This is a genomic window from Micromonospora sp. NPDC047557 (genome assembly GCF_043205095.1).
In the GTDB taxonomy this organism is placed as follows: Bacteria; Actinomycetota; Actinomycetes; order Mycobacteriales; family Micromonosporaceae; genus Micromonospora.
On record NZ_JBIDDK010000001.1, the window covers coordinates 562557 to 581026 of the forward strand.

16 protein-coding genes are annotated in these 18470 nt (G+C 69.4%); 5 read left to right on the plus strand and 11 right to left on the minus strand.

Translation table 11 applies throughout. The features are described from left to right. Positions 1-2 precede the first annotated feature (2 nt). The 7 genes from ACGGAQ_RS02520 to ACGGAQ_RS02550 form a co-directional block, all read right to left on the minus strand. On the minus strand, positions 3-1361 hold the full coding sequence (locus tag ACGGAQ_RS02520; protein ID WP_393043899.1) for an ABC transporter permease: 1359 nt from the start codon (positions 1359-1361) through the stop codon (positions 3-5). Then, positions 1358-3031: an ABC transporter ATP-binding protein gene (locus tag ACGGAQ_RS02525; RefSeq protein ID WP_393043901.1), complete on the minus strand. Its 1674-nt coding sequence runs from the start codon at positions 3029-3031 to the stop codon at positions 1358-1360. The genes ACGGAQ_RS02520 and ACGGAQ_RS02525 overlap by 4 nt, the downstream gene beginning before the upstream one ends. 91 nt (positions 3032-3122) lie before the next feature. Next, positions 3123-4190: a BMP family protein gene (locus ACGGAQ_RS02530; protein WP_393045631.1), complete on the minus strand. Its 1068-nt coding sequence runs from the start codon at positions 4188-4190 to the stop codon at positions 3123-3125. 278 nt (positions 4191-4468) lie between these two features. After that, positions 4469-4816 (minus strand): hypothetical protein, encoded by a 348-nt coding sequence (locus tag ACGGAQ_RS02535; RefSeq protein WP_234585695.1) that lies wholly within the window; start codon positions 4814-4816, stop codon positions 4469-4471. Between the two features lie 67 nt (positions 4817-4883). Further along, positions 4884-5795, minus strand: a complete 912-nt coding sequence (locus tag ACGGAQ_RS02540) for a sugar ABC transporter permease (protein WP_393043904.1) — start codon at positions 5793-5795, stop codon at positions 4884-4886. Then, entirely contained in the window at positions 5792-7432 is a 1641-nt protein-coding gene (locus ACGGAQ_RS02545) for an ABC transporter permease subunit (RefSeq protein ID WP_393043906.1), read from the minus strand. The genes ACGGAQ_RS02540 and ACGGAQ_RS02545 overlap by 4 nt, the downstream gene beginning before the upstream one ends. Beyond that, entirely contained in the window at positions 7432-8682 is a 1251-nt protein-coding gene (locus ACGGAQ_RS02550) for an extracellular solute-binding protein (RefSeq protein ID WP_393043908.1), read from the minus strand. The genes ACGGAQ_RS02545 and ACGGAQ_RS02550 overlap by 1 nt, the downstream gene beginning before the upstream one ends. A 199-nt stretch (positions 8683-8881) precedes the next feature. On the opposite strand from ACGGAQ_RS02550, the gene ACGGAQ_RS02555 reads away from it, so the two are divergent. The 3 genes from ACGGAQ_RS02555 (at position 8882) to ACGGAQ_RS02565 (ending at position 12192) form a co-directional block, all read left to right on the plus strand. Further along, a complete protein-coding gene (locus ACGGAQ_RS02555; RefSeq protein WP_393043910.1) occupies positions 8882-9928 on the plus strand; it encodes a LacI family DNA-binding transcriptional regulator in 1047 nt (348 codons plus the stop codon). 73 nt (positions 9929-10001) lie between these two features. Beyond that, complete coding sequence (locus ACGGAQ_RS02560; RefSeq protein WP_393043912.1) at positions 10002-11624, plus strand: glycoside hydrolase family 13 protein; 1623 nt, start codon at positions 10002-10004, stop codon at positions 11622-11624. Between the two features lie 208 nt (positions 11625-11832). After that, positions 11833-12192, plus strand: coding sequence for a VOC family protein (locus tag ACGGAQ_RS02565; RefSeq protein ID WP_393043914.1), 360 nt, complete (start codon positions 11833-11835; stop codon positions 12190-12192). Between the two features lie 9 nt (positions 12193-12201). Here ACGGAQ_RS02565 and ACGGAQ_RS02570 read toward each other — a convergent pair whose 3' ends face one another. Both ACGGAQ_RS02570 and ACGGAQ_RS02575 read right to left on the minus strand, forming a co-directional pair. Further along, entirely contained in the window at positions 12202-12639 is a 438-nt protein-coding gene (locus ACGGAQ_RS02570) for a hypothetical protein (RefSeq protein WP_354860498.1), read from the minus strand. Positions 12640-12749: 110 nt separating this feature from the next. Then, positions 12750-13310, minus strand: a complete 561-nt coding sequence (locus ACGGAQ_RS02575) for a hypothetical protein (protein ID WP_393043916.1) — start codon at positions 13308-13310, stop codon at positions 12750-12752. 254 nt (positions 13311-13564) lie between these two features. Here ACGGAQ_RS02575 and ACGGAQ_RS02580 point away from each other — a divergent pair, with 254 nt between their 5' ends. Together ACGGAQ_RS02580 and ACGGAQ_RS02585 are read left to right on the plus strand one after the other, a co-directional pair. Further along, positions 13565-14038 (plus strand): hypothetical protein, encoded by a 474-nt coding sequence (locus ACGGAQ_RS02580; RefSeq protein WP_393043918.1) that lies wholly within the window; start codon positions 13565-13567, stop codon positions 14036-14038. Between the two features lie 189 nt (positions 14039-14227). After that, entirely contained in the window at positions 14228-17035 is a 2808-nt protein-coding gene (locus tag ACGGAQ_RS02585; protein WP_393043919.1) for a hypothetical protein, read from the plus strand. 80 nt (positions 17036-17115) lie between these two features. Here the strand turns inward: ACGGAQ_RS02585 and ACGGAQ_RS02590 are convergent, their stop codons facing one another. After that, complete coding sequence (locus ACGGAQ_RS02590; protein ID WP_393043921.1) at positions 17116-17502, minus strand: GntR family transcriptional regulator; 387 nt, start codon at positions 17500-17502, stop codon at positions 17116-17118. After that, positions 17502-18425: a YhjD/YihY/BrkB family envelope integrity protein gene (locus tag ACGGAQ_RS02595; RefSeq protein ID WP_393043923.1), complete on the minus strand. Its 924-nt coding sequence runs from the start codon at positions 18423-18425 to the stop codon at positions 17502-17504. Before ACGGAQ_RS02595 ends, ACGGAQ_RS02590 begins: the two co-directional genes overlap by 1 nt. Positions 18426-18470: the final 45 nt, after the last annotated feature.

The following is an 18470-nucleotide window of genomic DNA, read 5'->3' on the forward strand; positions in this document are numbered from 1 at the left end:
CGTTACCAGCCCTTCGCCAGGCTCGTCTGCAACCGGGCGGCCCGTGCGGCCCGGAGCTGGAAGATCGCCTTTACCAGGGCGGGTGCGGCGATGAAGATGACGATCAGCGCCTGGAGCACGGTCACCAGCTCCAGCGAGATGCCGGAGTACGACTGCATCCGGTTGCCGCCGGCCTGGAGCGCACCGAACAGCAGCGCGGCGAGCAGCACCCCCCACGGCTTCACCCGGCCGAGCAGCGCCACCAGGATGCCGTCGAAGCCGATCTGCGCCACCACCAGCGGCGTCAGCGCGCTGGCGGTGGAGCCGAGCACCATGTTCGAGCCGCCGAGACCGGCCAGGACCCCGGAGAAGACCATGATCAGGATGTACGTCCGGGTGACGCTGATGCCGGCCGTCCGCGCGGCGTCCGGGTTGGCGCCGACAGCGCGCAGCTCGAAGCCGAGCGTCGACCGGTTGAGCAACCAGGCGACCGCCCAGGTGGCCAGCACGGCGAGCAGGATGCCGGCGTGCACCCGCAGGTTGTCGCCGAGCAGGCGCGGCAGCTGGGCGGAGGTGTCCACCGCCTTGCTGATCGCGTCGGTCCGGGTCGGGTCCTGCACGCCGTTCTGCACGATGAGCCAGGTCAGGAAGTACGTGGCGACGTAGTTGAGCATGATCGTGTTGATCACCTCGTGCGCCCCGGCGCGAGCCTTGAGGATGCCCGGGATGAAGCCCCAGATCGCCCCGCCCAGCGCGCCGGCCAGCACCGCCACCAGCAGGTGCAGGCCGGGAGGCAGCGGCAGCAGGAAGCCGGCCAGCGCGGCCAGGATCACGCCGATGGTGGCCTGACCCTGCGCGCCAATGTTGAACAGGCCGCCACGGAAGGCCAGCGCCACCGCCAGACCGGTGAAGACCAGAGGCGCGGCGTACGTCAGCGTCTCGGAGATCGGCGCGAGCACCGCCTGCCAGCCGTTGCTGCCGTTCACCCAGCCGGAGAACGCCTCGGGGTCGAAGATCGAGCCCTTGAACAGGTTGGCGTACGCCTCGCTCACCAGCGTCCAACTCGAGTTGAGCGCGTCGGCCGGACGGGCGGTGATGTAGGTGTAGGTGTGCAGCACGTCCGGGTCAGAGACGATCATCAACACCGCGCCGACGACGATCGCCAGCACCAGCGACAGCAGGGTCACCGTGAAGGTGTTGGCCGCCCAGAGGTTGTCCAGGAAGAGCCGGCCCAGGGACGGCTTCGGCTGCGGCTCGGGGGCCTTCGGCGTGATGGTCGTGCCGGCCCGCTCGGTGTTGCCGAGCGCGTTCTGCGCCGCCTGCGCCTCGCTCGCCGGCTCCTTGTCCGGAGAGCCCGACTGCGGATTGGGGTTGGTGGTCATGCCTCGTCCTCGCTCGCGGGGCCGTCGGCGCGCGCCGGACCCCCGTCGGCCGTGCCGGCCGCGTCCGGGTGGATGCCGGCCATCAACAGGCCGATCTCCTCACGCGGGGTGTCCGGGCCGACGATGCCGATGATCCGTCCGCGGTACATCACCGCGATCCGGTCGGCCAGCCCGACCACCTCGTCAAGCTCGCTGGACACCACCATGACGGCGGTGCCGATGTCCCGCTCGTGGATGATCTGGCTGTGGATGAACTCGATCGACCCGACGTCCACGCCACGGGTGGGTTGGGCGGCGATGAAGAGCTTCAGCGGCCGGGACAGCTCCCGCGCCACGATCACCTTCTGCTGGTTGCCGCCGGACAGGGTGCCCACCGCCGCGTCCGCCGATGAGGTACGGACGTCGAACTGCTCGATCCGCTCCCGCGCCGACGACGCGATGGCGTCCGGCTTGAGGGCGAGCCCGGCACCGAACGGCGGCCGGTCGTAGATGTCCAGCACCAGGTTCTCGGCGACGCTGAACTCCTTGACCAGGCCGTCCACGCTGCGGTCCTCGGGCACGTAACCGACGCCGGCGCGGAGCACCTTCTTGGTCGTCCAGCCGTCGATCCGGTCGCCGCCCAGGCTGACCGTGCCGGCGAGCACCGGGCGCAGGCCCATGATCGCCTCGATCAGCTCCGTCTGGCCGTTGCCCTGCACGCCCGCCACGCCGAGCACCTCGCCCGCACGGACGGTCAGGTCCACGCCGTCGACCGCCCGGACCTGCCGGTCGTCGTCGACGACCAGCCCGGCCACCTCCAGCACCGGCTCGCCCGGTGTGGCCGGCGACTTGTCGACGGTGAGCCGCACGCTGCGGCCGACCATCAGCGCGGCCAGCTCGTCCCGGCTCGTCTCCGGCGAGGCCGTGCCGACCGTCTTTCCGCGCCGGATCACCGTGATCCGGTCGGCGATCGCCTTGACCTCGCCGAGCTTGTGGGTGATGAAGACGATCGACTTGCCGGCCGCCTTCAGCGACCGCATGACCGTCAGCAGGTCCTCGGTCTCCTGCGGGGTGAGCACCGCGGTCGGCTCGTCCAGGATCAGCAGGTCGACGTCGCGGGTGAGCGCCTTGACGATCTCCACGCGCTGCTGGATGCCGACCGGCAGATCCTCAATCACCGCATCCGGGTCGACTCGCAGGTTGTAGCGCTCGGACACCTCGGTGACCTCGCGCCGGGCCCGCCGCCGGTCCAGGAAGCCGGCGATGCCGCCCCGGACCTGCTCGGCGCCGAGCATGATGTTCTCGGCCACGGTGAAGACCGGCACCAGCATGAAGTGCTGGTGCACCATGCCGATCCCGGCCGCGATGGCATCGGACGGGCCCTTCAGCTTCAGCGGCGTGCCGTCGACCAGGATCTCGCCCTCGTCGGGCTGGTAGAGCCCGTAGAGCACGTTCATCAGGGTCGACTTGCCCGCGCCGTTCTCGCCGAGCAGGGCATGAATCTCTCCAGGCTCCACCGTCAGGTCGATGTGATCGTTGGCGACCAGATCACCGAACCGCTTGGTGATGCCGCGCAGTTCGAGTCTCAGCGCAACCTCCTGGAGTGCGAGCGATGGTGCAGCGTAGCTGCCGGTCGACCGGGCCGGACCAGGCCGGTCACCGTGGCGCGCGATCGGCCGCTCCGGCCCCACGGGTAATCACCCGCGGGCCGGAGCGGCCGGATCGGTCGTACCTGTACCCCGCCGCTCCTGCGATGATCTCACCGGAGGGGCCGGGCGGTTGTCACTTGGTCGGCTGAGCCTGCGAGGTGACGGTGATGGTGCCGGCGGCGATGTCCGCCTTGATCTTGTCGACCTCGGTCTTCAGCTCGGCCGGAACCTTGCCGTCGAAGTCGTGGTACGGGGCGATCGAGACACCGGTGTTGGCCAGGGTGCCGACGAAGCCCGGCTTGGCCTGCAGCTTCTCGCCACCGGCGGCCTTCACCACAGCCTCCTTGACGGCCTCCGGGATGTTCTTGACCACGGTGGTGATGATCGCGGCGCAGTCCGGGGTGCTCTCGCAGCCGTCGACGTCCACCCAGATGGTGTTGTACTTGCCGCCCGAGGCCTTCGCCGCGGCGGTGGTGCCGAGGCCGGAGCCGCCGGCGACCGGCATGATGATGTCCGCGCCCTGGGCGACCAGCGCGTCGGAGACCTTCTTGCCCTCGTCCTGCTTGGCGAAGTCGTTGGTGAAGGAGCCCTTCTGGGTCTCCTTGTTCCAGCCCAGCGCCTGGACGTTCTTGCCCTTGGCGGTGTTGTAGTACTTCACACCGTCGACGAAGCCGTCCATGAAGATCGTCACCGGCGGGATCGGCAGACCACCGTAGGTGCCCACCTTGCCGGTCTTGCTCATCCCGGCGGCCAGGTAGCCGGCCTGGAACGCGGCCTGGGCGGTGTCGAACTGCATCGGGTAGACGTTGGCGTCACCCGGGTTGGCGTCGACGATGCCGAACTGCTGGTTCGGGTTCGCCTTGGCGATCTTCGAGGTCGCGTTGGCCATCAGGCCACCGACGGCCAGGATGAAGTCGCACTTCTGGTTGACGTACTGCGTCAGGTTCGGCTCATAGTCGGCCTCGGCCTTCGACGCGACGTACTTGATGTCGATGTTGTCGTTGGCGGCCTTGGCCTCCTGCAGGCCCTTCCAGGCCGAGGTGTTGAACGACTTGTCGTCGATGCCGCCGACGTCGGTCACCATGCAGGCGCTGTACTTCTTGGCGCCACTGCCGGCGTTCTTGTCACTATCGGGGGCCTCGCCACACGCGGCGGCGCTGAGCACGAGCCCACCTACCGCGAAGATCGAGGCGATCCGCATCCCACGCACCGAGCGCAAGACGTCTCCTTCCCATTGCACACCGCGCCTAGTGCGGTGGCAGCCCATCAGCCGACCTGCGGGTGTGCCGCCGGCTGTCCCACGTTACGGACGGGAGCGTACGCCCGCGCCCACCCACCGGCCGACAATCGTGCACGACTGTTGAGCGCCTGTTACCCGGGTGTAACCCTTGCGTGGGGCACGTCACTCTTCGTGCTGGTAACCGAGCATCGAGGCGTCCCGAACGTCCGGTTCGCGGAGGTCATCCCCTCCGCCGGACGTTACCGCCAAAAGACCGCGACCGCCGCGTTGACCAGGGTCAGGCCGACGATCGCGAGGAAGTGGCCGCGGTTGACCACGTCCCGCTTCCGAGAGAAGAAGACCATGACGAAGATCAGCAGCGCGATCACCAACTTCGTCACAAGTTTTGCCGGGTCCGGCTCGTCGTCACCGCCGCCGCGCAGGGGCGCGGAGAGACCGAGCCCGGTCAGCAACTGGATCACGGCGCCCCAGAGCATGGCGGAGTTGATTCGCAGCTTCCCGCTGACGTACTGAGCGATCGAGCCGCCGAGCAGCAGGGCGAAGCCGATCAGATGGACATAGAGGAGAATGAGTCGCAGTGCTTCCACGCCGCCCATCCTCCCCCATCAACGACAGTTCGTAGTAGGGGGTCGGCCGGTCGGCGCGTCGACGGGCTCACCCCTTCACCGCGCCGGAGGTGAGGCCGGAGACGATGAAGCGCTGGAGGAACTGGAACACCAGTACGGTCGGGATCGCCGTGAGCAGGGTGCCGGCCGCGAAGATCCCGAAGTTGGTGTTCCGCTCGGCGCCCTGCAGCATGCCCCGCATGCCGACCGCGAGGGTCTTGGCGTCCGTGTCGGTGAGGAAGACGCTCGCCATCAGGAACTCGTTGATGGTGTTGATGAAGGCGAGCAGCCCGGTCACCGCGAGGATCGGCGCCACCAACGGCAGCAGGATCCGGAAGAACACCTGGGCGTGCGACGCGCCGTCCATGGTGGCCGACTCGTCCAACTCCCGGGGCAGCGTGTCGAAGAAGCCCTTCATGAGCCACGTGTTCACGCCCAACGCGCCACCCATGTAGAGCAGCATCAGGCCCCACGGAGTGTTGAAGCCGATGGCCGGCCACAGGTCCGTGATGGCGCCGAAGATCAGGAAGATCGCCACGATCGCCAGGAACTGCGGGAACATCTGGATCAACAGCAGCGACAGCAACCCCACCCGTCGCCCCTGGAACCGCATCCGGGAGAAGGCGTACGCCGCGAGCGCCGAGAGGAAGACCGAGGCGAACGCGGCGCCACCGGCGATGAGAAGCGAGTTCAGGAACCAGCTGGCGAACTCGGTGCGGGCGAAGAGGTCCCCGAAGTTCTCGAACGACACCCCGCCGGTCGGCACCAGCTCGGTGGAGGAGAGGGTGCCGAGCGGGTTGAGCGCCGCCGAGACGACGAACACGAGGGGAAAGAGGCTGAACAGCACGCCGAGCAGGCCGACCAGGTGCCGCCAGCCGACCTGGGCGAACCAGCGGTTCCTCCGCCTCCCCGCGTTGCGGTCGACCGCCGTCGGGCGGCTCGCGCCGGTGAGTGTGGTCACGCGTACACATCCTCCTGTTGCCGGGTCCGCCGGAAGCTGACCGCCGAGACCACCGCGACGATGGCGAAGATGAACAACGAGATGGCCGCAGCGAAGCCGAACTGTGCGGCCTGCCCACCGAACGCCAGCCGGTAGGTGTACGTGATGAGCAGGTCAGTGGCCCCGTTGCTGGGGTTGTCCGCCGGGAACGGCGCACCCTCGGTGGTCAGGTAGATCGCGTTGAAGTTGTTGAAGTTGAACGCGAACGACGAGATCAGCAGCGGCGAGAGCGCGACCAGCAGCAGCGGCAGGGTGACCGCCCGGAACGACTGCCAGGGTGAGGCCCCATCGACCGAGGTGGCCTCGGTCAGCTCCCGCGGGATGGCCTGGAGCGCGCCGGTGGCCACCAGGAACATGTACGGGTAGCCGAGCCAGAGCTGCACCAGGATCACCGCGGCGCGGGCCGTCCAGTCCTGACCGAACCAGTCGACGCCGAGCCCGAACAGGTTGTTGATCAGACCGAAGTCGGTGTTGAACATGTCCCGCCAGACCAGCAGCATCGCGAACGACGGCATGGCGTACGGCAGGATCAGCAACATCCGGTAGAGGTTGGTGCCCCGCATCCGGGGCGAGTGCAGCGCGAGCGCGATCAGCATGCCGAGGATGAACGTGCCGCCGGTGGAGCCGATCGCGAAGGCGAAGTTCCAGATCAGCGTGCTGAGGAACGGCCCGGAGATCCGCTCGTCGGTGAGCACCCGGGTGAAGTTGGACAGCCCGACATCCACCTTCCAGCCCTGGGCCAGCCGCTCACCGTCGGTGGCGACGAACGCGCCGACCTCGCCGTCCGCGGTCCAGGTCCGGCCGCTGTCGCTGTCCTTCACGCAGTCGCAGCCTGCGTCGTACGCCCGCACGGCCTTGCCCTCGTACACCCGGGACAGGCCGGACGAGCGCAGCGCGCCGCCGGCGGTCGGCACCACCAGGTCGGTGATGTCCTTGCTGCGGGCGCTGGCCTGGCCGACGTTCAGCACCGTGTAGCCGTCGGCGGCGGTGACCTTCCCGCCCGGGGCGACGGTGGCCGCGCCCGGGTCGAGCGGGCGCAGGCCCCGCGCGTCACCGACGGAGACCGTGCCGGTCTGCGGGTCGGTGATCAGAAAGACCAGGACGCCGGTGGCCGGGTCGCCCTTGGTGGCCACGGACATCGGGTACTGGGCGGAACCCGGGACCTGCTTGACCGAGGAACTCTGGATCGCGACGATCGCGTCGTCCTTGCTGCCGCGGTGTCCGTCGCCGAAGTTGGTGAAGGCCGTGCTCGCGGTGTAGAGCACCGGCAGGACCTGGAAGGCGATCAGGAAGAGCGTGCCCGGGACGAGGTACTTCGCCGGCACGTGGCGACGGCCCAGGTACAGGTAGAACAGCGCGGCGGTGGTCAGCACCAGCACCGTCAGCCAGACCCACTTCTCGGCCTCGACGAGCGGGAAGGCCGCCCAGATCGCGATGCCGGCCACCAGGCCGAGCAGGATCACCTTCGCGGCGAGGCCGGCCGCGGTGATCGGCGCGTGGTTCCGCGCGGTACGGGACGTGCGCGGGGACCCGGTGCCCACGGGCCCCCGGCCCGGGGCCTGCTGGGCAGACCCCGGGCCGGACAGCGGTGTGCTCATTACTTGATCGAGCCGGCGATCGTCTTGCCGGCCGCGGTGACCGTGCTGGTCGGGTCGGCGCCGCCGATGACGGCGGCCTCGGCCTTGCCGAACGGGTCCCAGATCGCGGCCATCGCCGGGATGGCCGGGAGCACCTGGCCGTTCTTGCCGGCCTCGATGAACTTGGCGAGGTCCGGGTCGCTGCCCTTGACCTGGTCCAGCGCGGCGGTCAGCGCCGGTGGGCGCGGGTCGGCCTGGTAGAGAGCCACGGCCAGTTCCGGCTTGGCGACGTAGTTGACGACGAACTCCTGGGCCAGGGCCTTGTTCTTGCCCTTGGCGGCCACGTAGAAGGACTGCACGCCCACGAACGGCGCGGCCGCCTTGCCACCGGCGAAGCCGGGAACGGCGGAGACGTCGTACTTGATGCCGGCCTTCTTCACGTCGGCGGTGGCCCACGGCCCGGAGACCAGGAAGGCGCACTTCTTGCCGGTGAAGGTGGCGGTCGAGTTGGTGTCGGCGATCGAGCGCTTCAGCACGCCCTCGCCCTTCTCACCGAGCGCGGCGATCTTCTTGAACGCGGCGATCGACTCCGGCTTGCCCACGCCGAGGTCCTTCGGGTCGTAGTCGCCGTTCGCGGTGGTGCCGAAGAGGTAACCGCCGGCCGAGGCGTACAGCGGGTAGATGTGGTACGCGTCGCCCTTCTGGCCGACCTGCAGGCACAGCGTCTCGGTGACCTTCTTCTGGGCCTTGAGCTGCTTGCCGGTGGCGACCAGGTCCTCGATCGTCTTCGGCGCCTCGGGGGCCAGGTCGGTGTTGCGGATCAGCGCGAGGTTCTCCTGCGCGTACGGCACGCCATAGAGTTGGCCGTTGAAGGTGACGGCCTTGATGGCGGTCTCGTTGAAGGCGGCCTTCTGCTCGTCGGGCAGCTGCACCGGGTCGATGGCACCGTTCTGCACCAGGTTGCCGATCCAGTCGTGAGCGCCGATCACCACGTCCGGGCCGCCGCCCTGGCTCGACACGGTCACGAAGTTGTTCTGGAGGTCCTCGTTCGGGACGGCCTGGACCTCGACGGTGACGCCGTTCTCCTGGCCGAACTTCTCGGCGAACGGCTTGAGGGCAGCGGTGCGCTTGTCGTCCGCCCAGATCACCAGTTTGCCGCCGGCCGCCTTGGGGGATTCCTTCGCGGCCGGCTTGTCGCTGTCGCCACCACAGCCGGAGGCGGCGAGCGCCAGGGCGAAGAGGGCGACCACACCCGCGGTACGGATGCGCATCGGTACTCCTGTCGTCATGGCGGATCCGCCGGGGGAAGGGACGGTCCGCCAGTGGGAAAGCTGAAAGTTTTTGCTAACCGGCGCAGCGATGCTGCGCCGCTGCTCGCGTATGTTGCGGGGACGTTAGCAAGACGTTGCAGATAATGGAAGGGTTTGCAGAGAGCCCCGCAAGAACTTGCCGGTGGGCTAAAGTGCCGCCATGCGCGCTCGACTGTCCGACATCGCCCAGCAGGCCGAAGTCAGCGAGGCCACGGTGTCGCGGGTGCTCAACGACCGCCCGGGCGTGGCCCCGGAGACCCGACAGGCCGTCCTGACCGCCCTCGACGTCCTGGGCTACGAGCGTCCGGCGCGACTGCGCAAGCGCAGCGCCGGCCTGGTCGGCCTGGTGGTGCCCGAGTTGGACAACCCGATCTTCCCGGCGTTCGCGCAGGTCATCGAGTCGACGCTGGCGCAGAGCGGGTTCACCCCGGTGCTCTGCACCCAGACCGCCGGCGGCGTGACCGAGGACGAATACGTGGAGATGCTGCTGGACCGGCAGGTCTCCGGGATCGTCTTCGTCTCCGGCCTGCACGCCGACACCGCCGCCAACCACGACCGCTACCGGGCGCTGATCGCCCGGCCGCTGCCGGTCGTGATGATCAACGGGTACGTCCCCGGCATCGGCGCCCCCTTCGTCTCCTGCGACGACCGGGAGGCCGCCGACCTCGCCGTGGCCCACCTCGTCGCGCTCGGGCACCGGCGGATCGGCCTGATCACCGGCCCGGACCGGTTCGTGCCGGTGCAGCGCAAGGTGGCCGGCTGGCGGGCGGCGATGACCCGCCTGGCCGGCGTCGCCGAGGCCGACCTCGGCCCGCTGGCCGAGCTGACACTGTTTGGTGTGGAGGGTGGCGAGGCGGCGGCCGGCCGGCTGCTCGACCGGGGCGTCACCGGCCTGGTCTGCGGCTCCGACCTGATGGCGCTCGGTGCGGTGCGGGCGGCTCGGCAACGCGGTCTGACCGTTCCGGGCGACCTCTCCGTGGTCGGCTACGACGACTCACCGCTGATGGCCTTCACCGATCCGCCGCTGACCACGGTGCGGCAGCCCGTCATCGCCATGGCGGTGGCCGCGGTCCGGGCCCTGGTGGACGAGATCAACGGGCACGGCGCCCCGAACTCGGAGTACCTCTTCCGCCCCGAGCTTGTCGCGCGGGGCTCGACAGCGGTCGCCCCGGCCGCCGTGCGGTTTCCTTACGCAAGATCTGCTTGACTCTTGCAAAGGCGGCCGGCATATTGCTCAGACAGCCGCGCCCGAGCCTGAGACAGACGGGGAAACATCACCAATGACCGTCAGCACCATCACCCCGCCCCGCACCGACGACGACTGGTGGCGCTCCGCGGTCGTCTACCAGGTCTACGTGCGCAGCTTCGCCGACAGCAACGGCGACGGCGTCGGCGACCTCGCGGGCATCCGGGAGCGGCTGCCGTACCTGCGCGAACTCGGGGTGGACGCGCTCTGGCTGACCCCCTTCTATACCTCCCCGATGATCGACGGCGGGTACGACGTCGCCGACTACCGCGACGTCGACCCGATGTTCGGCACCCTCGGCGACTTCGACGCGATGATCAGCGACGCGCACGCCCTCGGCCTGCGGATCATCGTCGACCTGGTGCCCAACCACACCTCCAGCGCGCACCGCTGGTTCGTCGACGCCCTCGCCGCCGGCCCCGGCTCGCCCGAGCGGGCCCGCTACCTCTTCGCCGACGGCCGGGGCGAGCACGGCGACCTGCCCCCCAACGACTGGGAGAGCATCTTCGGCGGCCCGGCCTGGACCCGGATCGCCGACGGCCAGTGGTACCTGCACCTGTTCGACCCGGCCCAGCCGGACCTGAACTGGCGGCACCCCGAGGTCCGCGCCGAGTTCGAGGACGTCCTGCGGTTCTGGCTGGACCGGGGCGTGGACGGCTTCCGCGTCGACGTGGCCCACGGCATGATCAAGGCCGAAGGGCTGCCGGACGTCGGCTTCAGCACGGCGACGACCGGCCAGCGCCAGGTCGACCTGCTCGGCAAGGCCCGCCTGCCCTACTTCGACCAGGACGAGGTGCACGAGATCTACCGCGCGTGGCGACCCATCCTGGACAGCTACCCCGGCGGTCGGATGGCGGTCGCCGAGGCGTGGGCCGAGACGCCGCAGCGGCTGGCCCGCTACATCGGTCCGGACGAGCTGCACCAGGCGTTCAGCTTCGACTTCCTCGACGCCACCTGGTCGGCCGACTCGTTCCGCAAGGTGATCGACACCGCCCTCGCCGAGGCGACAGTGGTTGGCGCACCGACCACCTGGGTGCTGTCCAACCACGACAAGCAGCGGCACGTCACCCGCTACGGCGACGGCGCCGAGGGGCTGCGCCGGGCCCGCGCCGCCAGCCTGCTGATGCTCGCCCTCCCCGGCAGCGCCTACCTCTACCAGGGCGAGGAGTTGGGCCTGCCCGAGGTTCTCGACCTCCCCGACGAGCTGCGCCAGGACCCGGCGTTCCTGCGGACCGGCGAGAGCCGCGACGGCTGCCGGGTGCCCATTCCGTGGAGCGGTGAGCTGGCGCCGTACGGCTTCGGCCCGGCCGGCAGCGAACTGAGCTGGCTGCCCGCCCCGGCGACCTGGGACGCCCTGTCGGTCGCCGCGCAGGCCGGTACGCCCGGCTCGACGCTGGAGCTGTACCGGGCCGCCCTGCGCATTCGGCACGAACACCCGGCGCTGGCCGTCGACGCCGGCGAGGTCACCTGGTTGCAGGCCGAACCGGGCGTGCTGGCCTTCTCCCGCACCGCAGGCACCACCACGCTGACCTGCGTCGTCAACCTCAGCGGAGCGCCCGTGGCACTCGACGGGTACGGCGATCCCATCGTCGCGAGCGCGCCGCTCACCGACCACCTGCTGCCCGTCGACGCGGCCGCCTGGTTGGAACGGCGCTGAACGGGTAAGCCCAACTCGACCTGGTCGTCCGTCGTGCCCCGCGCCAACGGGCGACTGGGCTACCGGCCCCTTGTGGTGGGGGGTGAGGTGCACCGGCGTCACGCGGAGTTTGCTCCGCGCGGCGCCGGTGTCCGTGTGCGGCAGGTGGTGTGCCTCGCCGCCGCCGGGGACACCGTCGTGACGGAGGTGACCCCCAATGGTGGTACGGATGGCGCAGTACACGATCGATGTCGAGGACCTGGACGTGATGGTCGCGTTCTGGTCGGCGGCGCTCGGCTACGAGGTCGAGCAGGGCGACGACGGCAGCGCCAAGCTCTGGCCGCCGGAGCAGCCGTCCACCGCCGCGCCCACCATCTGGTTGCAGGGCTCCGGCACCACCAAGCAGGGCAAGAACCGCGTCCACCTCGACCTGGTCGCGGACACCGACCCGCAGGCGGAGGTACGTCGGCTGGTGGGCCTCGGCGCGCGGCACGTCGACGTCGGCCAGACCGGGAACGAGCGGTTCACCGTGCTCGCCGACCCCGAGGGCAACGAGTTCTGCGTGCTGGACGGGCCGCCGACCCGCTGAGCGGTCGCGTCACTTCGCGGTGAGCAGCGCCGCGATCCGGGTGAAGCCGGCGCGCACCTCGGCCTCGTCCGGCGGCTCGGCGGGCTCACCGTGGCCCGCCTCGTCGGCCGCCGCGTCCAACTCCTCGTCGATCACGTCCTCGAAGTCTCCGTACAGGTCCGCCCCCTCGACCTGCCGGGCCTCGTCCTCGGCGGCCACCTGCGCGGCGGCGATCTCGCTGCGGATCTCGTCGGCCGACAGCGCCGGCAGCAGCGGCTCGACCACGGCCATCAACTGCTCATCGGCCACCACCGCCTCGGCCAACGCCAACGCGTGCGGCCGTTCGTACGGCCCGCAGACCACCGGCTCCCACTCGTCGAGGTCGCCCAGCGGCCCGAAGGTGATGATCCACGGCAGGCCGAGCATCGGCGAGTCGGCCGGCAGGTCCAGTGTCATGAGTGCGCCCACGGGCTCATCATGGTCCGCGAACGCGAGCATCGGTGCCGTTCTGTTCAGTTACCGCCCGTCCGGCGCCCGATCGGCGGCCGTTCAGCGGCCCGGCGGCGCACCGCCCCGAATCAACGCGCGTACAGGGTGAGCGCGAAGTTCTCGTCGGAATTGTGGTTGGCGTTCAGTTCGTACTCAGAGGTCCGCCGGAGCTGATAGGTCGGAGCGGAGAAGTCCACGCCGACCAGCCAGTTGAGCACCGCCTTGCGTTCCTCCGCCTTGAGCACCGGACCGATGCAGCCCTCGACCAGCGACTGCAACAACTGCCGCTGCACGGCACCACCCAGCTTGACCATGCAGAGGACCTGTGCCACCTCGTTCTTGCGGTCCTTCGAGGGCTGACCGACCGCGGCCGACAGCTGGCCCTGCTTACCGGGCAGGGTCACCTGGATGATGTGCAGCGCGCCGTCCGCCGTGACCGGGACGCGCCACCGCTCGGCCCAAGCGTCCGTGACCTTGCTCGGTGTCATGCCGGGGAACGCCGCCATCGGTCCGGAAGGAGTGACGGCGGGTGAGCTGTTCACGTCCTCCCCGGGGTTGCCTCTGGTGCCCTGCGAGGCGACGGAAGGCGCTCTCCCATCCTGGTCGCGCGACACCACGACACCCACGAGCGCCGCCAAGATCAGCGCCACCGCAGGCACCACCAGCAGGAGCCAGCGTCTCGATGTCGTTCCACGACCCGTCGGAGGAGATCCAGCTTCCCGTTCGGTAACGCTCACGTCGTGCTCCCCCGTGTCACAGCTGAACGGCTGTGGCGTCGCCGCCCACCGCTGGCCGTCTCGCAGGGTACTCAGAGATGCAACGCCGGTCAATATTGCGTATTCATCGCTGCCTCTGTAAGCCTGTAGCCTGCGGCAACAAACGCAACAACCACGGGGAGGCACATGTGAGGAAACTGCGAACAGCTGCGCTGATCGCGCTGACCTGCGCGAGCATCGTCGGAACCCTGTCGCCGGCGATATCGGCCTCAGCGGCGCCGGCCTGCACCCGCACGGGATGCAACGGAAAGATGGCGTCCGCCAACGGTTGCCTGAGCGGAGCGTACGCCATCTCCACCTTCAGCCGCGTGGACGGCAATGATCCGAACGGCAACGTGGCGCACGGTGACCTCTGGTACTCGCCGGCCTGCGCAGCCATGTGGGGTGAGTACAACACCGCGTACTTCGGAGACGGCTCCACCGTGCGGCTGGACTTTCAGCCCACATATGGGGGCATGAATCAGACCGCGACGTCGGTGCGCGTGAACGGTTCCGGCAATTACATCACCACGATGGTCAGCTGGGAGCATTCCGTGGCATTCTGCGCCTCGTCAGCCACCGGTAATCCCGACGGCAATGACACCTGCAGCACCTGGCGCTGACCGGAACACTGGCACGACAAATTGCGGCACCCATCGGTGTCGATTGTGAACGGGGGAAAATTGAAAAGAACGAGCCTAAAAGCATGCGCGGCGATAGCCGCGCTCATCACACTCACCGGCACCGTCGACGCGATACCGGCGACGGCGAAACCTCGACCGGCGGGCGTCTCCCCGACAGCCCCGTCAGCGGTGCGGGAGCCCGACGCGGCACTGGGCAAGGACTGGTCCGACTCCTCTGACGTCCTGGTCACCGGAGCGGGTGACAGCAACGGCTTCCACCTGTACGTGGCACGGGAGCGGGACGCGTTCGCCTGGTCGACGCTCGCCACCCTGTCCGCCTCGTCGCTCGACATGGGCCCCTGGATGGGCGAGACCTGCGTGACCGGCTCCGGCCGGTACGCGGTGGTCGTGTTCGCGCCGAAGATGGCGGCCAACAAGCCCGCTCTGGTGCGCGGTGGAGGAATCGCCGCGGTGGTCGACATCGCCAGCGGCAAGGCGACGAGGGTGGCGACGGGCCTGCAACTGGCGTACTTCAACCCCGCCTGTGGACCGGACGACCGGGCGCTGCTCACCCGGGCCATCGGCGAGGACATGCAGGCGACGGAACTGCTCACCGTCGACGCGGCCACGCAACGGGTCACCCAGACCCGCCGGATCGCGGCCCAGCTCACGACCCCGACCGCTACTGCGGACGGCGACTACGGCATCGCCCGGGGACGGCTGGTGAAGGTCGGCCCCAGCGGTGGGCTCACCGAAGTCGCCCGGCCGGCCGGACCGGTGTCCACCTTGCGCGGCACCGCGCACAACGGCGTCGACCTGGTGGCCATCAAGGGTGAGCAGGCCGTGGCGCAGCGGTACCGGGCCGGTCGGCTCCAAACCGTCGTCGTCGGCCAGAAGGGCCACCTGCAACTGATGGGTCAGGCCGGAGGCCGGAACGCGCTCGTCGGCACCGCACCGGCCCTCAAGGGGAACTGGCCGGAGCTGGCGACGATCCAGTCAGCCAGATCGGTCCGGGCCGTCTCCGCGCAGGGCCATCTGTTGGCCGAGGAGGTCGTCACCGCTCAGGGCGAGAAGGCGGTCCGCGAGCCGTTGTCGCGCGCCGACCGGGCCGACGCCGGTCAGGTCCGGGTGTCGGTGCAGGCGACCGCCAGCGCCCGCCGCTCCACCGTCACGTTCGAGACGGCGCGGACGGCACCCCGGCTGGACGCGCTGCCGACCAGCGCGGCTGCCGCGCCGACTGTCGGCACGCTGGCGGTCGACCCGAAAATCTCGAACCCGAAGTGCGCGGTACGGCGCAACGACCCGAAGGTGCAGGCGCAGCAGCCGAGCGCCAACATGGTCGAGTGGGCGGTGGACCGGGCGGTGCACGGCACCCTCACCACGTCCCGGCCGGCCAACTACCTGAAGTCCGGTCTGCCCGCGTACAGCCCGCAGGGGCTCTTCAAGAAACTGGATGTGGCCGGTGGCGGTGACGTGCCGGCGCAGCTCATGTTGGGAATCCTGGCGCAGGAGACGAACCTTTCGCAGGCGTCCTGGCACGCCGTCCCCGGCGACCTCGGTAACCCGCTGATCGCCGACTACTACGGCAACGCCGGGGGCAGCGTCGACGTCATCGACTACTCGAAGTCCGACTGTGGCTACGGCGTCGGTCAGGTGACCACCGGGATGAGCGTCGGCGACACGGTCTACAGCCGCAATCAGCAGATCGCAATCTCGATCGACTACGCGGCCAACATCTCCGCCGGGCTCAACATCCTGATCGACAAGTGGAACCAGATCTACAACGAACCACTCGGTCGGAGCACCCTCAACAACAACGACCCGGCCTGGATCGAGAACTGGTTCCTGGCGGTCTGGGCGTACAACAGCGGCTACCACCCGAGCAGCGAGGCCGGGCAGAACAACGGCCGGTGGGGCATCGGCTGGCTGAACAATCCGGCCAACCCGTCCTACAACCCGGCCCGATCGGGTTTCCTGCGGGACACCTACGCCGACGCGGAGACGCCGAACGAGTGGTCGTACCCGGAGCGGATCATGGGGTGGGTGGAGACGCCTCAGTTGAAGGGCTTCCCCATCGCGACGGAGGCGTACTCCCAGCCGACGTACGGCGCCAACTCCCCGGACTACCCGAGTCGCTTCACCAAGGTGCTGTCCCTGCCGGGCGTCTACACGTTCTGCGATCCGAACATCAACAGCTGCACCCCGGACATCTGGTGGCCGTGCCCGGCCGACAGCGAACTCTGCTGGTGGCACGGCAACGCGACCTTCGCCAACTGCCCCGGTGGTGAGTGCGCCAAGGAGAAGCTGACCTACGGTTCGTCCTCCGCCGAGCCGGGGGTGCAACGGATCTACGACCGGGACTGCTCGGTCTTCACCGGCAACTCCGACCCGGACAAGGACGCGACCCGCAAGTCCAGCATCGTCTACACCACGATCGACTCCTCGCAGTACGCACTGGGCTGCGCCAGCGATCCGAACGACGGCAAGTTCACCCTGCGGGCCGGTTATCCCACCGGGAGCACGAACGCGCTCTACGCCGACATCGACCTGCACCAGGTGGGCGCCGGCTACCAGGGGCACATGTGGTTCAGCCACGTCTACCCGACGGTGAACGGAAGCCCCAACCCCAAGCACCACCTGGTTGGCGCCTGGACCCCCAACCTGGACCTCAACCCCGGGGAGCGGATGAATTTCGATGTCGTCGTGCACCTGCCGAGCCACGGCGGCGAGTACGACGACGCGGAGTACGTCATCCGCGGCGGCAACGACGGCAGCGAGTACACCTGCGTGCTGGACCAGAGCACCGGCCAGGCCGGGCTCAACGGCCACGACAAGTGGGTCTACCTGGGCGCGTACAACATGGGCCGCGGATCGCAGGTGCTGCTGAACAACATGGGCAACTCGAACGACAACGGCAGCGTCGACATCGCCTGGGACGCCATGGCGTTCGTCCCGATCGGCAACCGCGGCGGACACGACTGCGACGAAGACTACTAGCGGCAATCCGAGCGCTGGCCTTCCGAAGCGCCCCCTGTCACCGCGCAGTGCGGTGGCGGGGGGCGCTTCCCGTTCTCGGCTCAGTCGTGCCGGGTGGCGTCGACGGCGGCGCGGACGAGAGCGACAGCACGGTCCGGGGCTACGCCCAGCCGCCGGGCCTCGGCGGCGTACTCGACGGCGGCGCGGTGCAGCCGGTCGACGGCGTCGTCGCGGCCGGGCGAGACGAAGGTGCCGTTGCGCCCCCGGGTCTCCAGCAGCCCCGCCCCCTCCAGTTCCCGGTACGCCCGCGCCACCGTGTTCGCGGCCAGCCGCAGGTCGGCGGCGAGCTGTCGGACGGTGGGCAGTCGGCTGCCCACCGGCAACCGGCCGTCGCCGATCAGCTCGGCGAGCTGCACCCGCACCTGCTCGTACGGGGGCACCGGCGAGTCGGGATCGACCGTGATCAGCACGTCAGGCACCTCCGCCATCAGCCCGCACCGCCCGGCACACCGGGATCGGTGTCCTCGTCGAGATCCACCGGAGGGGCGCCCTCCGCCAGATCCACCACCCGCCCGCTCGTACTGGTCGCGAGCAACGCCGCCCCGAACAGCACCAGTTGGTTGAGCAGGTAGAGGTAGAGCAGCAGGCCGACCGCGCCGGCCACCACCGTGTACGCCGGGTTGCGCTCGGTGCGAACCACGTAGTACCGCCCGACGGTGTTGAGCAGCGTGATGCCGATCGCCACCAGCAGCACCACCGGGCGCAGCCGGGACCGGCTCATCCGCAGCCGGGGCACCGCGAGCAGCAGCGCGGTGGCGAGCACCGCGTTGACCAGCACGCTGAGCACCGCGCTGACCGTGGTCAGCCCGACCGATCCGGTGCTGCGCAGCAGGAAGCGCAGCAGTGACTCCAACGCGTCCACCGCCGCCACCGAGAGGCCGAGCAGCACGAAGACGCCGATCATCACCCCCAGGTCGACCAGCCGCCGCACCACGAGGTTGCCGGGTTGCTGGTTGAGCGCGTACATGAGGCGCTGGGAGGAGCGGATCGCCTCCACCCAGCCGATGCCGGTGAAGACCAGGATGACCAGGCCGACCACGCCGACCGTGCCGCTGGAGTTGGCGATCTGCTGCGCGTCCAGGAACGGCAGGTTCTCCTTCAGGAACCCGGCCGCCGCCGTGGAGACCTCGTCGTTGTCCTCCAGGATCGCGCCGAAGATGGAGTACGCGACCAGAGCCAGCGCGAAGACGGCGAAGAAGCCGTAGTAGGCGATCGCCGCGGCGAGCCGCCCGGCCAACACCTCGGCGTAGAGCGCCCCGGCACGCCACACGTGGTCGAACAGGCTCGACCGGCTGCGCGCGGCACCCACCCAGCGGTCGATGCCCGCCTCGATACGGCCGATCACGTTCACGCGATCATCCTCGCCGATCTTTCACCGCCGCCGTCGCAACCGGCG